At 61.4% G+C, this 13,559-nt stretch carries 12 protein-coding genes; 3 read left to right on the forward strand and 9 right to left on the reverse strand.

Annotated features, from left to right (window positions below):
- Positions 1-14: 14 nt before the first annotated feature.
- On the forward strand, positions 15-1,028 hold the full coding sequence (locus ATY76_RS01500; RefSeq protein WP_088673005.1) for an alpha/beta hydrolase: 1,014 nt from the start codon (positions 15-17) through the stop codon (positions 1,026-1,028).
- 5 nt (positions 1,029-1,033) lie between these two features.
- Here the strand turns inward: ATY76_RS01500 and ATY76_RS01505 are convergent, their stop codons facing one another.
- Entirely contained in the window at positions 1,034-2,215 is a 1,182-nt protein-coding gene (locus ATY76_RS01505) for a glycosyltransferase family 1 protein (protein WP_088673006.1), read from the reverse strand.
- A gap of 238 nt (positions 2,216-2,453) precedes the next feature.
- On the reverse strand, positions 2,454-3,494 hold the full coding sequence (locus tag ATY76_RS01510; protein WP_038690487.1) for a glutamine synthetase beta-grasp domain-containing protein: 1,041 nt from the start codon (positions 3,492-3,494) through the stop codon (positions 2,454-2,456).
- A gap of 431 nt (positions 3,495-3,925) precedes the next feature.
- Here ATY76_RS01510 and gstI point away from each other — a divergent pair, with 431 nt between their 5' ends.
- Positions 3,926-4,117 (forward strand): glutamine synthetase translation inhibitor GstI, encoded by a 192-nt coding sequence (gene gstI, locus ATY76_RS01515; RefSeq protein WP_088673007.1) that lies wholly within the window; start codon positions 3,926-3,928, stop codon positions 4,115-4,117.
- Positions 4,118-4,204: 87 nt separating this feature from the next.
- On the opposite strand, the gene ATY76_RS01520 is transcribed toward gstI, so the two are convergent.
- From ATY76_RS01520 to ATY76_RS01550, 7 genes are all read right to left on the reverse strand, one after another.
- Positions 4,205-5,128 (reverse strand): sugar kinase, encoded by a 924-nt coding sequence (locus ATY76_RS01520; protein WP_280950918.1) that lies wholly within the window; start codon positions 5,126-5,128, stop codon positions 4,205-4,207.
- Positions 5,129-5,313: 185 nt separating this feature from the next.
- Positions 5,314-5,655, reverse strand: a complete 342-nt coding sequence (locus ATY76_RS01525; RefSeq protein ID WP_088673008.1) for a hypothetical protein — start codon at positions 5,653-5,655, stop codon at positions 5,314-5,316.
- Between the two features lie 495 nt (positions 5,656-6,150).
- Entirely contained in the window at positions 6,151-7,137 is a 987-nt protein-coding gene (locus ATY76_RS01530) for an oligopeptide/dipeptide ABC transporter ATP-binding protein (protein ID WP_088673009.1), read from the reverse strand.
- Positions 7,130-8,131, reverse strand: coding sequence for an ABC transporter ATP-binding protein (locus tag ATY76_RS01535; RefSeq protein ID WP_088673010.1), 1,002 nt, complete (start codon positions 8,129-8,131; stop codon positions 7,130-7,132). Before ATY76_RS01535 ends, ATY76_RS01530 begins: the two co-directional genes overlap by 8 nt.
- A 1-nt stretch (position 8,132) precedes the next feature.
- Complete coding sequence (locus ATY76_RS01540) at positions 8,133-9,050, reverse strand: ABC transporter permease subunit (protein ID WP_088673011.1); 918 nt, start codon at positions 9,048-9,050, stop codon at positions 8,133-8,135.
- Entirely contained in the window at positions 9,047-9,970 is a 924-nt protein-coding gene (locus ATY76_RS01545) for an ABC transporter permease subunit (RefSeq protein ID WP_088673012.1), read from the reverse strand. The genes ATY76_RS01540 and ATY76_RS01545 overlap by 4 nt, the downstream gene beginning before the upstream one ends.
- Before the next feature lie 48 nt (positions 9,971-10,018).
- Positions 10,019-11,599, reverse strand: coding sequence for a peptide ABC transporter substrate-binding protein (locus tag ATY76_RS01550; RefSeq protein ID WP_088673013.1), 1,581 nt, complete (start codon positions 11,597-11,599; stop codon positions 10,019-10,021).
- A 284-nt stretch (positions 11,600-11,883) separates the two neighbouring features.
- Here ATY76_RS01550 and ATY76_RS01555 point away from each other — a divergent pair, with 284 nt between their 5' ends.
- Positions 11,884-13,530, forward strand: coding sequence for an alpha-glucosidase family protein (locus ATY76_RS01555; RefSeq protein ID WP_088673014.1), 1,647 nt, complete (start codon positions 11,884-11,886; stop codon positions 13,528-13,530).
- Positions 13,531-13,559 lie beyond the last annotated feature (29 nt).

Below are 13,559 nucleotides of genomic sequence, written 5' to 3' on the forward strand. Positions count from 1 at the left end.
GAGAGGACAAGACAATGTCGACCATCAAGACCGCAGTTTCCGCAGCAGCACTCCTGGCAGCTTCCGCTGTCGGCGCGCTTGCCGACCCGGTGCTCGAGCCGACAACGCAGAAATTCATCGATAGCCTGGCCGGCGGCAAGCCAATCTATACGCTGTCGCCTGCCGATGCCCGCAATGTGCTGGCCGGTGCGCAGAAGGGCGATGTCAAGAAGCTGGGGGCCAAGGTAGAAGACAAGGTCATCAAATCAGGCCCGACCGGCAGCATTAAGCTGCGGATCGTCCGCCCCGAGCATGCCAAGGGCACGCTGCCGGTCATTCTCTATTTCCATGGCGGCGGCTGGGTGCTGGGCGATGCCGACACGCATGACCGGCTGGTGCGCGAGATCGCCAACGGTGCTGATGCCGCCGTCGTCTTCGTCGATTACGAACGCTCGCCGGAGGCCCGCTATCCCGTGGCGATCGAGCAGGCCTATGCCGCGACCAAATATGTCGCCGAACATGCCAAGGAATTCAAGGTCGACGCCAGCAGGCTTGCGGTCGCCGGCGACAGCGTCGGCGGCAACATGGCGGCCGTGGTGACGCTTCTTGCCAAGGAGCGCGGCGGTCCTGCCATCGGCCAGCAGGTGTTGTTCTATCCCGTGACCGACGCCAATTTCGACAACGGTTCCTATAATGAGTTCGCCAATGGCCCTTGGCTGACGAAGGAAGCGATGAAGTGGTTCTGGAACGCCTATCTGCCCGACGAGGCCAAGCGCAAGGAGCCGACGGCTTCGCCGCTGCAGGCATCGCTCGAACAGCTCAACGGCCTGCCGCCGGCTCTCATCATCACCGATGAAAACGACGTGCTGCGCGACGAAGGCGAGGCCTATGGCCGCAAGCTCACCCAGGCCGGCGTCAAAGTCACCTCGATCCGCTACAACGGTACGATCCACGACTTCGTGCTGCTGAATGCGATTACCGAAACGCCGGCGGTCCGCAGTGCGATCAAGGTCGCGAACGACACGCTTCGCAGCGCGCTTCACAAATAAAACGATCAGTCCGAGGACGGGAGAGGCCCGGCGGTTTCGCCGGGCTTTCTGCTTCTCGGAAGCGACTTGGCGAACTGCCAGGCCTTCTTCCATTTCGGCGTGATCACGCCATTGGCGGCACGGATATTGTTGATGAACTGTGTCGTCGCCGCTTCCCAGGAATATTGCATGGCAAGCGCGCGGGCCTTCTCGCGCGAGGCGGAGAGGGCGGCAAGGCAGGCGGTGCGCAGGTCCGCATCCAGCGCCCCGACCTCGCTGTCTTCGCCGATGATGTCGAGGGGACCGGTGACCGGGTAGGCGGCAACCGGCACGCCCGATGCGAGCGCTTCGAGTATGGTATTGCCGAAAGTGTCGGTGAGCGAGGGAAAGACGAAGACGTCAGCCTGGGCATAGGCTTTGGCCAGATCCTCGCCGAATTTCACCCCGGTAAAGTGCACACCGGGATAGCGCTGCTCCAGCTCGGCGCGCGCCGGGCCGTCGCCGACGACGACCTTCGAACCGGGCAGGTCGAGATCGAGAAAGGCCGGCAGGTTCTTTTCCAGCGCCACGCGGCCGACCGTCATGAAGATCGGGCGGGGTAGGCCGAAGGGCTCTTCTTCGAGCGGCATGGGATGGAATTGTGCGGCGTCGATGCCGCGGGTCCAGGGCATCAGGTTCTTGATGCCGCGGGCCGACAGCTCGCGGGCAAGGCTCGGTGTCGCGACCATGCAGCCGGCGCCGCCATTGTGGAACCAGCGCACGAAGGCGTAGAGCCAGCTTTGCGGGATCGGCAGGCGCGCGGAAACATATTCGGGAAAGCGCGTGTGATAGCTCGTGGAGAAGGGCATGCGCTTGCGCAGGCACCAGCGGCGGGCGGTGAGCCCGAGCGGGCCTTCGGTGGCGATATGGACGTAGGAGGGATTGTGCTTTTCGATCTCGCGGGCGATGCGGCGGTAACTGGCGATCGACAGGCGGATCTCGGGGTAGGTGGGGCAGGGGATGCTGTTGAAGTGTTCGGGGGTCACCATCGACACCTCGACGCCCATCTTCGCCAGTTCGCGATTGGTGTTCTCGATCGAGCGCACCACGCCGTTGACCTGCGGATGCCAGGCGTCGGTGACGATCACCAGCTGTTCCGGCAGATTGCCGGCGGAAGGAGCTTTGGCCCAGCTCTCGCCGCTGTGAGTGTTTGCCGGACGTTGCAGCATGTCGTGATTTCCATCCGCGTTGCGATGATCTGGCAACGCTCTACCCCTTAGCGGGGTTCCGGAATGGCGATTCCCGCCTCTTTATTTTGAGGCATGAGCATGATGGAAATATTACAGCGCTCTATGAACACTTACAGAGGCTTAGCGCCGTGCAGCCGGCAATTATGTCGGGAGGAAGAGAGCCTCGGAGGCTCAAAAAGAGACGGCGCCGGCGGGGAGGCCGGCGCCGCTTGGGAGGTTAGGCTGCAGCGGAAGCCGAACCGGAGAGCGGAACTTCCGAGATCGTCTTCAGTACCTGGGAAGCGATCTGGTAGGGGCAGCCCTGCGAGTTCGGGCGGCGATCTTCCAGATAGCCCTTGTAGTCGTTCTTGATGAAGGAGTGCGGTACGCGGATCGAGGCGCCACGGTCTGCAACGCCGTAGCTGAACTTGTTCCACGGAGCCGTCTCGTGCTTGCCGGTCAGGCGCTTGTCATTGTCCGGGCCGTAGACGTTGATGTGGTCCATCAGGTTCTTTTCGAACTGGGCCATCAGCGCTTCGAAATAGGCCTTGCCGCCGACTTCGCGCATGTACTTGGTCGAGAAGTTGCAGTGCATGCCCGAACCGTTCCAGTCGGTGTCGCCGAGCGGCTTGCAATGATACTCGATGTCGATGCCGTATTTTTCGGTCAGGCGCTGCAGGAGGTAGCGCGCCATCCAGATCTGGTCGGCGGCCTTCTTGGAGCCCTTGCCGAAGATTTGGAATTCCCACTGGCCCTTGGCCACTTCGGCATTGATGCCTTCGTGGTTGATGCCGGCAGCGAGGCAAAGGTCGAGATGTTCTTCGACGATTTCGCGGGCGACGTCGCCGACGTTCGAATAGCCGACGCCGGTGTAGTAGGGGCCCTGCGGAGCCGGGTAGCCCTGCTCGGGGAAGCCGAGCGGACGGCCGTTCTGGTAGAAAAAGTATTCCTGCTCGAAGCCGAACCACGCATCTTCATCGTCGAGGATGGTCGCGCGGGCGTTGCTCGGGTGCGGCGTGACGCCATCGGGCATCATGACTTCGCACATGACCAGAACGCCGTTCGTACGGGCCGGGTCGGGATAGATGGCGACGGGCTTCAGCACGCAATCGGAGCTGCGGCCTTCGGCCTGCATGGTCGACGAACCGTCGAAACCCCAGAGCGGAAGCTGTTCCAGCGTCGGGAATGCGTCGAATTCCTTGATCTGCGTCTTGCCACGCAGGTTCGGTACCGGAGTGTACCCATCGAGCCAAATATACTCGAGCTTATATTTTGTCATCGTGACTCTCTCAAATGCTACGAAGGTGAGCAAATCCGGAGACGATCTCGGCGCATCAGCGCATCCAACCGCCAGGGGATGCACCTATTGAAGCATGTAGCGTGCCAGTTTGGCTGCCGGCGAAAGAAAAATCGAAAATCAGCCCGCTCGCGCATATTTTCTTTCCTTGATAACTGCCGATTTTGGGCGGTGGGAGACCCTATCCTCCGGGAGAAAACCGATTTTCCGTCTTGGAACCAGATGAAAATTTCAGCGTTAGCCCGAAGTGATGAAGTGTTGAACAATTAGGCGGACGCTCTCGGCAGAGACAGCATATTGATCAATCATCATATACGTATGCATATAATTTGTGCAACTTGCATAAACTATGTGCATCATGCTATGGTCGCAGCCCTGATGTTGATGCGCCGAATTGAAATGGAGGCGATTTCATGCCCACCGGTTTCCATCGCGAATCCGCAACGATCTACCAGTTCCCCGTCAAGCCGACGCGGGTTCCCAGCCGGTTCGAACGTGCCCGGCTGATGGAGCGTGAAGCAGCCGATATCTGCGATGCGGCGCTCGACAGCTGCTGGTATCATGACGAGGCGGTTCGCGAGCCGGATCGGCCGACCAAGTCCTGACGTCTTATCCCCCTTGCCTGGACGACAATGCCGACAAGCCGGGAACGCCCCCGCAATGGCGTTCGTATACTGGCGTCGTGCGCGGGCTTAGCCGCCCTTCAAGCCAAGCTTTTCCTTTGCCACCAACGCGCCGTGTTCACTGACCACGCGGGCTGCAACGCCTGCAGCGAAATGGGCGGCGGCGGTTGCATCGCCTGTTTCCAGATAGGATGCCAGGAAGGCGCCGTTGAAACTGTCGCCGGCACTTGTCGTATCGACCACCGTCTCGACTTTTTCGGCCGGAACGAAGCTATCCTGCCCGGCGAAATTCAACCTGACGCCATCAGCACCGTTCTTGACCACGACATGGACGGCGCCGAGCGTGCGATAGCGATTGACCGTAGCCTCGATGGAATCGTCGCCGAAATGGGCGGCCTCGTCGTCGAAGCTCGGCATGACGATCACGGAGGAGCGGGCGCCCTCGCTGATCGTCGCGTGCATCACATCGTAGCTCGACCAGAGGCGGGGACGGATGTTCGGGTCGAAGACGACCAGCTTGCCGGCGGCCTTGGCGCGGCGAATTTCGGCGAGCAGCGTCGTGGCGTCCTCTTGCGGCAGGATGGCAAGGGTGATGCCGGAGAAATAGACCAGATCGGCGCTCTCCACCGCCTCGCGCAGCCGGTCGGGATCGGCGGCCAGGCTGCGGGCGGCCGAACTGTCCCGCCAGTAGCTGAAGGAGCGCTCGCCGTTCTTCAGGCTGATCATGTAAAGGCCGGGTGTTTTGCCCTTGAGGCGACGGATGAGGCTGGTGCCGATGCCTGCCTTGTCGATGAAGGCCGCCATCTCGTCCGACATGGCATCGTCGCCGAGCGCCGTAAAATAATCGACCGACCAATTGGGGCCGAGGCAAGCGCGGGCATACCAGGCGGTGTTGAACGTATCGCCGGCGAAACCTTTGCGCAGCAGGCCATCGCCTGCCTGCGAGAGTTCCACCATGCATTCACCGATCGACAGAAACCGTCTTGCGCTCACCTGATCCTCCCGGCATCGGAGCGCTGCTGACCAACAGGGCGCTCTATCGCTTTGAATTGACGCTTCATCCGCTGATACGCGGAGCCGGGCGGAGTGACAAGCGCCGATGTTGCGAGCGCCGATGCGATCGGGAATGAAAAGCCCGCCTTCGGCCAAGCGAAGACGGGCATATCGGTGAAGGCTGCTTATTCGTGGATGGTGTAGCTGCCAAGCTCGCAGAGGTCCTGCGTATCTTCGGTCGTGTCGAGGTCCGAGTTTTCATCGAATTCGAAGCGCATGTCGTATTTGCAGACGGTGCGGCCATCGGCGATGGTGATGTTGACGGTCTCGCCCGGATTGAGGACGTTCTCGCCGAAGACATCTTCTTCCCAGCTGTTGACGCCGGTGGGCGAGCTGTAGAAGCGCGTCAGGATGGAACCAGTCCCGTTGGTGAGCTGGAATTTCAGATCCTCGGCACGCGACGGCACAGCAGAAGCTGCGATGACCGCGGCGGCAAGCGCGATCAATCCAGAGACTTTCGATTTCATATATGCGTTCCCCTCGCCCATGATCGGGCAGAGACAGGGGTAGCATATCCGCATCTAAATCTTCGTTATCGGAGACTATAGATTCCGAGATAAGGCTGTTTTCGGAATAGTTCACCCCAAAATGGAGGGCGTAATATTCCAATTTCGCTGGTCGGGACGTGAACGGGAGCTCAATACCTACGCGACATCCCGGCCTCGGAGATCGGCGAGGGCGCCCCTCATCCGGCTGCCGCCACCGGCCGGGGTCGAGCCACGGGTCTCGACCCGTCCTTCGGACCCCCGTAAACTGGGCGAAGGGGATACGCAGCAGCCTTTCCGTCCCTCGCCAGCGTTTCGCAGGCCACGTCCCCTCTCCCCGTCAAAAACGGGAAGAGGGTTAGAGTGAGGGGCGGTTATCAGCATAAACCGGACAATCGCGGCACAAGGCCGAGGATGACGTTTTGGGGTGAGATTTGTCATCAATCCGAAGGCTGCGGCACTCGACCATCGCGCCATTCAGGGCCTGTCCATATGATAGCAGGCCGCTTTCTGGCCGGGGCGAACTTCCTCGATCGCAGGCATTTCCGTGCGACAGATATCGGTCGCCTTCCAGCAGCGGGGGGAGAAGACGCAGCCCTTCGGCGGGTTGAGCGGCGAGGGCGGATCGCCTTGCAGGCGGATGCGGGTGCGCAGGCGCGCGAGCTTCGGATCCGGGATCGGTGCCGCGGAAAAGAGCGCCTGCGTATAGGGGTGGGCCGGATGATCGAAGACGGTGGCACAGTCGCCGGCTTCCACCACCCTGCCAAGGTAAAGCACCAGCACATCGTCCGAAATCAGGCGCACGACCGAGAGGTCATGGCTGATGAAGATCAGCGTCAGGCCGAATTCTTTGCGCAGCTTGCGCAGAAGCGTGATCACCTGGCCCTGGATCGAGACGTCGAGGGCCGAAACCGGCTCGTCGCAGATGATGAGCTTTGGTCTGGTGATGACGGCGCGGGCAATGCCGATGCGCTGCGCCTGGCCGCCGGAGAATTCGTGCGGATAGCGGTTGATCATTTCGGGCACCAGGCCGACGGCGGCCATGATCTCCCGGACGCGCTCCAGCCGCTGGGCTTTCGAAAGCTTCGGCTCGAAGACGGTGAGCGGCTCGGCGATGATGTCTCCGACCGTCATGCGCGGGTCGAGCGAGGCGATCGGATCCTGGAAGATGATCTGCATGTCGCGTCGGGCGGCGCGCATTTCCTCCTCGCTGAGGTCGAGAAGGTTGCGGCCCTGCCAGAGGATGCGGCCCTTCTGCGATTTCAACAGCCGCAGGATGGAACGGCCGAGCGTGGACTTGCCGCAGCCGGATTCGCCGACGACGCCGAGCGTGCGGCCTTCGGCGAGATCGAAGCTGACATTGTTGACGGCTGTCAGAAAGACCGGCGGCTTGAAGAGGCCTTTCGCCGGCAGTTCGAACTGGGTCGTCAGGTTTTCGACCCTCAGAAGCGATCGGTCAGCCATGGTTCAGCAACTCCTCGCGACGCGGGAACGGATGGTAGCAGGCGGCGCAGTGGCGCGGCGCCAGGATTTCGAGCGCGGGCGGGCGGTCAATGCAATCGTCCTGGACCTGGGAACAGCGCGGCGAGAAATTGCAGCCCTTCGGCAGGTGCTGCAGGTTCGGCGGGCGCCCGGGAATGACGACGAGATCGTCGACATCCTGGTCCGGGCGCGGGATCGAGGCATGCAGCGCCGCCGTATAGGGATGGGCCGGATTGTCGAAGAGTTCGTCGACCGGCGCTTCCTCGACGATGCGGCCGGCATACATGACGGCGACGCGGTCGGCGAGGCCGGCGACGACGCCGAGATCATGCGTGATCATGATGAGCGCTGTGTTCATCTCCGCCGTCAGGTCGTTGAAAAGATCGAGGATCTGCGCCTGGATGGTGACGTCGAGCGCCGTCGTCGGCTCGTCGGCGATCAGCAGCTTCGGCTTGGTGAGCAGCGCCATGGCGATGACGATGCGCTGGCGCATGCCGCCTGACAGTTCGTGCGGATAGAGGTGGAAGCGCCGGGTCGGGTCGGGGATGCCGACACGTTTCAGCATGTCGAGGGCTGCCTCGGATGCTGCGCGCGCGGTCAGGCCGCGGTGAACCTCCAGCTGTTCCGTCAGCTGCCTCGAAATCTTCAGCGATGGATTGAGCGCGGTCATCGGGTCCTGGAAGACCATGGCCATGTCCTTGCCGCGGATCTGGTCGAGTTCGCGCGGTTTCAGCGACAGCACGTCCTTGCCTTCGAGCAGCGCCTGTCCCGTCGTTTTGCCGTTCTTGGCAAGCAGACCCATGACGCCGAGGAAGGTCTGGCTCTTGCCGGAGCCGGACTCGCCGACGATGGCGATGCGCTCGCCGCGCCGGACGGTGAGGTTCATGTTCGAGACCGCTTTCACCTCACCGTCGGGCGTTGCGAAAGTGATCGAGTAGTCCTTGAGTTCAAGGAGGATGTCTTTTTCCTGAGGCATTCTATCGATCCTTCGGGTCGAACGCGTCGCGCAGGCCGTCGCCGATGAAGAGCAGGCTGAGCAGCAGCGCCACGAGGAAGCTGGCCGGGAAGATCAGCAGCCACGGCATGCTTTCCATGGCGTCGGTTCCTTCGGCGATCAGCGTGCCGAGCGAGGTCAGAGGTTCCTGCACGCCGAAGCCGAGATAGGAGAGGAAGCTCTCGGTGGCGATAATTTCAGGCACGGTCAGCGCTGCGAAGATCACCACCGGGCCGACGAGGTTCGGGATGATGTGCTTGACGATGATCTTGAACGGCCGCTGCCCGGAGGCTCGCGCGGCCTCGATGAATTCGCGGTGCTTGATCGACAGCGTCTGACCGCGGACGATGCGGGCCATGGTCAGCCATTCCAGCGCGCCGATCGCGGCAAAGAGCAGGTAGACGTTGCGGCCGAAGATCACCATCAAGAGGATGACGAAGAGGATATAGGGAAGCGCATACATGATATCGACGAAGCGCATCATGATCGCATCCAGCCTGCCGCCGATATAGCCCGATATCGCGCCATAGAGCACGCCGATGACGACGGAAACGACCGTCGCCGTCAGGGCCACGGCCAGCGAGATGCGGGTGCCGTAGAGAACGCGGGCAAGAAGGTCGCGGCCGTTGGGGTCGGTACCGAAATAATGGCCGGTCTCGATCGAGGGGGGAATGCGGAAGGCGGCCCAGTCGGGATCCTCGTAGTTGAAGGGAATGAACCAGGGGCCGAGGAAGGCGGCGAGGATCAGGAGCGAGAGGACGACGATCGACAGCACCGCCGCCTTGTTGCGCCCGAGGCGGCGCAACGCATCCCTGGTGAGAGAGCGGCCTTCGGGCGCCAACCCTTCGGCCTCCAGAAGCTCCTGGGCGAGCAGCTCGCGTTTTGCGGGGTTGAGGATCATCGGTTTCTCACTTTCGGATCGAGCCAGGCATAGGCGATGTCGACGAGAAGGTTCAAGAACACGATCAGCACCATGTAGAAGATGACCGTGCCGAGAACCATGCCGTAATCGCGGTTCAGGGCTGCGTTGACGAAATAGCGTCCGATGCCGGGCAATCCGAAGATGCTTTCGACGACCAGCGAGCCGGTGAGAAGGTAGCTTGCCGCCGGCCCCAGATAGGAAACCACGGGCATCATGGCGGGCTTCAGTGCATGGCGCATCACCGTCAGGCGCGGGCCGATGCCCTTCGCCTTGGCGGTGCGGATGAAGTTCTGGTTCATCACCTCGATCATCGAGCCGCGGGTGATGCGCGAGATGCGGCCTGCATGCGGCAGGGCCAGGACGACAATCGGCAGGATCAGGTATTTGATCGAACCGTCACCCCAGCCGCCGACCGGAAACCAGGCGAGGTGAATGCCGAAGATGAGCTGCAGGATCGGCGCGATCAGGAAGTTCGGCAGCACGACGCCGACCAGGATGAGCGTGCCGAGAATGTAATCCGGCGCCTTGTTCTGGTAGAGCGCCCCGAGACAGCCGACAGTCACGCCGACGATGATGGCAATCAGGAAGGCAGCCGTGCCGATGGTGAAGGTATAAGGCAGGCCGATCATGATCTGCTGAGCGACGGTGAAATCCTCGCTGGCGAAGGAGGGGCCGAGATCGCCCCGCAGCAGGTCGCCGACATAGATCAGGTACTGCTGGATCAGCGGCTTATCGAGATTGTAGTGGACCGCAAGGTTCTTCAGGATCACCGGCGGCAATGGCCTTTCGCCATCGAACGGGCCGCCGGGGGCAAGGCGCAAAACAAAAAAGCAGGCTGTGACGGCGATCCACAGAACGGGGATCGTCGATAGCAATCGACGGAGGGCGTATTTGATCATGGTCGTGGGCCGGTCCTTCCCGCGCGGGGCGGGAAGGACCGTTTTCCCTTACTCTTTCATCGACAGCCAGCGGGTGCGGTGGATGTCCTGGATGTTGTCGACGAAGCCTTCGATCTTCGGCGAGACGACGTTCTTCGAGACATAGTAGTAGATCGGCAGGGCCGCGGATTCATCAAGCGCCAACTGCTCGGCCTTCTTGAAGATTTCGGCGCGCCTGGTCAGATCCGTCTGAGCGTTGCCGTCCTTGATCAGCTTGTCATATTCAGGATTGGACCAGCGGCCGTAATTCATCTGCACGCCTGTCACCAGCAGGTTCAGGAAATTGTCCGGATCGTTGTAATCGGCGAGCCAGCCGGCACGGCCGATCTCCACCTGGCCGCGCTGCATCTGGTCGTAATGCACCTTGGTTTCGGCGTTGACGAGCTCGACGTTGACGCCGAGCGGCTTCCACATGGACGCGATGGCGACGGCGATGCGCTTGTGGTTGTCGTTGGTGTTGTAGCTGAGGACCGCATGGAGCGGCTTGTCGGGACCGAAGCCGGCCTCGGTGAGCAGTTTTTTGGCTTCTGCGACCTTCTCGTTATAGGGCAGGTCCTTCCAGCTGACATAGGCCGGCTCGCCGTAATTCGCCGTGCCCGGCGGAACCCAGGAATAGGCCGGCAATTCGCCGGTGCCGAGGATCTGCGGGCCGATCACTTCGCGGTTGATCGCCATCGACAGCGCCTGGCGGACGCGCTTGTCGCTGAAGGGCGGCTTCTGTGAGTTGACGACGTAATAGTAAAGGCCGGAGAAGGGGGCGACATGCGCCTGACCCGGCAGGTTCTTCTTCATCCACTCGTACTGGTCGGTCGGGAAGTCGGTGAGAATGTCGAATTCGCCGGCACGGTAACGTTTCAGTGCGGCTTCCTGATCCTCGAGGACGAAGAACTTGGCGCCGTCGATCTTCAGGTCCTTGGTGCCGTACCACTGGTCGTTCTTGACTGTCGTCACATGCGAGCCCGGAACCCATTCGGTCGGCTTATAGGGGCCGTTGGTGACGATGTTGCCGATCTTGACCCAATCCTGGCCCTTCGCCTCGACGACATGCTTCGGCAGCGGATAGGCCGTGTAGTGCATCAGAGCGTTGATGAAATAGGGGGTCGGATTTTCCAGGGTGATTTCGAGCGTCTTGTCGTCGATCGCCTTGACGCCGAGCTGGTTGAGATCGGTGATCTCGCCCTTGTTGATCTTTTCGGCGTTCTTGATGGTGAACTGCAGGTAGGCGTAGTCGGCGGCGTTCTTCGGGTCGACGAGGCGCTGGAAGGCGAAGACGAAGTCTCCTGCCGTTACCGGCTGGCCATCGGACCACTTGATGCCGTCGCGAAGCTTGAAAGTGTAGACCTTGCCATCCGGCGAAATGGTCCAGCTTTCAGCCTGGCCGGGAATTGGATTGTCCTTGGCATCCTCGGTGACAAGGCCTTCGAAGATGTCGCCGGCGATGCGATTCTCCCAGTCGCCGGACAGTTTCTGCGGATCGAGCGACTGCGGGTCGCCACCATTGTGAATATTGATCGTCGCCGCATGGGCGGAAAACGCCAGCAATGTGCCAAGCATTGCAGAGGCGAGAAATTTTTTCGAGAATTGGTTCATGGTGGGTCCACCTTTCTAGGCTTTGCGCCTTTATTAGACATTTGTTCCCGACATTTGACCTTTTACGTGCAGGTCAGCGCGCACCTTATCGCAAAGCTTTTGCGTTGCAACCCCAAATCCGGAGGCTGGTTTTGGGTTGTGCACAAGCCTATATACGTCTCCCCCTTGCCGGATCGCGACGAAGCGTCGCGGCGGTTTCAGCGCGGGCATGGCGGCTTCATCTGGTTGTCTTTTGTTTCGTCCGCTTTAGTGTGGCGGGCACGAACAGGCAGGAGATGTGGCCGATGGCATTGCAGGCAGGCGGGAATGCGGACTGGTGGCGCGGCGCGGTGATCTATCAGGTCTATCCGCGCTCGTTTCAGGACACGAACAGCGACGGGCTCGGCGATCTCAAGGGTATCACCCGCCGGCTGCCGCATATCGCCAGCCTCGGCGTCGACGCCATCTGGCTCTCGCCCTTCTTCAAGTCGCCGATGGCCGACATGGGCTATGACGTTTCCGATTATTGCGATGTCGACCCGATCTTCGGGACGCTCGCCGATTTCGACGAGATGATGGCCGAGGCGCACAGGCTCGGCATCAAGGTCGTCATCGATCAGGTGATCTCTCATACATCGGACCGGCATCCCTGGTTCGTCGAGAGCCGGGCGAGCCGGACCAATTCGAAGGCGGACTGGTATGTCTGGGCCGATCCGAAGCCCGATGGCACGGCGCCGAACAACTGGCTGTCGATCTTCGGCGGGCCGGGCTGGGAATGGGACGGCGTGCGCCGGCAATATTACCAGCACAACTTCCTGACGTCGCAGCCTGACCTCAATTTCCATTGCGAAGAAGTGCAGGATGCGGTGCTGGAGACGGTGAAGTTCTGGCTCGACCGCGGCGTCGATGGTTTTAGGCTGGATACGGTCAATTATTATTTTTGCGACAAGCAGCTCAGAAGCAATCCGCCGCACGAACCCGACGAGGATGACGCAGGCCTCGACGCGCCGGACAGCAATCCCTACGGCATGCAGAACCATCTCTACGACAAGACGCAGCCGGAAAATGTCGATTTCCTCAAGCGCTTCCGGGCGCTGCTCGACCAGTATGAGGATCGCACGACGGTCGGCGAGGTCGGCGACGGGGCGCGTTCGCTAAAGACGGTAGGCGCCTATACGAGCGGCGGCGACAAGCTGCACATGTGCTACACATTCGACCTGCTCGGACCGGAGTTCACCGCCGAACATATTCGCGGCTGCGTCGAGGCTTTCCAGAAGGCGGTGACCGACGGCTGGGTCTGCTGGGCTTTCTCCAATCATGACGTCATGCGCCATGTCAGCCGCTTTGCGCTGACGGAGGAGGAGCGGCCGGTCATCGCCAAGCTCGCGATCTCGGTGCTCGCGGCGCTGCGCGGTTCGATCTGCCTCTACCAGGGCGAAGAGCTCGGCCTGCCGGAGGCGGAGCTTGCCTTCGAGGATCTGCGCGATCCTTACGGCATTCGCTTCTGGCCGGCTTTCAAGGGTCGCGACGGGTGCCGTACGCCGATGCCCTGGGAGGCGGGCAAGGCGCATGCCGGCTTCACCTCGGCTGAGAAGAGCTGGCTGCCGGTGCCCTATGAGCAGGCAGCGCTTTCCGTCGATACGCAGGAGGGGAGCGACGGCTCAGTGCTGGACCACTACCGAAGGACGCTCGACTTCCGGAAGCGCCATTCGGCGCTTGTTGACGGCGAGATGACCTTCATCGGCACCAACCAGGACCTGCTCGCCTTCACCCGCGAGAAGAACGGAGAAAAACTGCTCTTCGTTTTCAACCTGACGCGCAAACCGGCGGAATTCGTCCTACCTGAGGGCATGCTGTTCGGGGAACCGTTATCTATGCCGGGGTTTAAGGCGGTGGCTGGGGCGGGCGCGGTGAAGCTTGCGGCGCTGGATGGATTTTGTGCGCGGGTTTGACGGTCTCGCTATCGCTGCGGACGTAATAG

It is taken from the genome of Rhizobium sp. R339, assembly GCF_002211395.1.
GTDB lineage: Bacteria > Pseudomonadota > Alphaproteobacteria > Rhizobiales > Rhizobiaceae > Rhizobium.

Coding starts and splice junctions, on each gene's coding strand:
- ATY76_RS01500 (WP_088673005.1), top strand. CDS start 15: ATGTCGACCATCAAGACCGCAGTTTCCGCAGCAGCACTCCTGGCAGCT.
- ATY76_RS01505 (WP_088673006.1), bottom strand. CDS start 2,215: ATGCTGCAACGTCCGGCAAACACTCACAGCGGCGAGAGCTGGGCCAAA.
- ATY76_RS01510 (WP_038690487.1), bottom strand. CDS start 3,494: ATGACAAAATATAAGCTCGAGTATATTTGGCTCGATGGGTACACTCCG.
- gstI (WP_088673007.1), top strand. CDS start 3,926: ATGCCCACCGGTTTCCATCGCGAATCCGCAACGATCTACCAGTTCCCC.
- ATY76_RS01525 (WP_088673008.1), bottom strand. CDS start 5,655: ATGAAATCGAAAGTCTCTGGATTGATCGCGCTTGCCGCCGCGGTCATC.
- ATY76_RS01530 (WP_088673009.1), bottom strand. CDS start 7,137: ATGGCTGACCGATCGCTTCTGAGGGTCGAAAACCTGACGACCCAGTTC.
- ATY76_RS01535 (WP_088673010.1), bottom strand. CDS start 8,131: ATGCCTCAGGAAAAAGACATCCTCCTTGAACTCAAGGACTACTCGATC.
- ATY76_RS01540 (WP_088673011.1), bottom strand. CDS start 9,050: ATGATCCTCAACCCCGCAAAACGCGAGCTGCTCGCCCAGGAGCTTCTG.
- ATY76_RS01545 (WP_088673012.1), bottom strand. CDS start 9,970: ATGATCAAATACGCCCTCCGTCGATTGCTATCGACGATCCCCGTTCTG.
- ATY76_RS01550 (WP_088673013.1), bottom strand. CDS start 11,599: ATGAACCAATTCTCGAAAAAATTTCTCGCCTCTGCAATGCTTGGCACA.
- ATY76_RS01555 (WP_088673014.1), top strand. CDS start 11,884: ATGGCATTGCAGGCAGGCGGGAATGCGGACTGGTGGCGCGGCGCGGTG.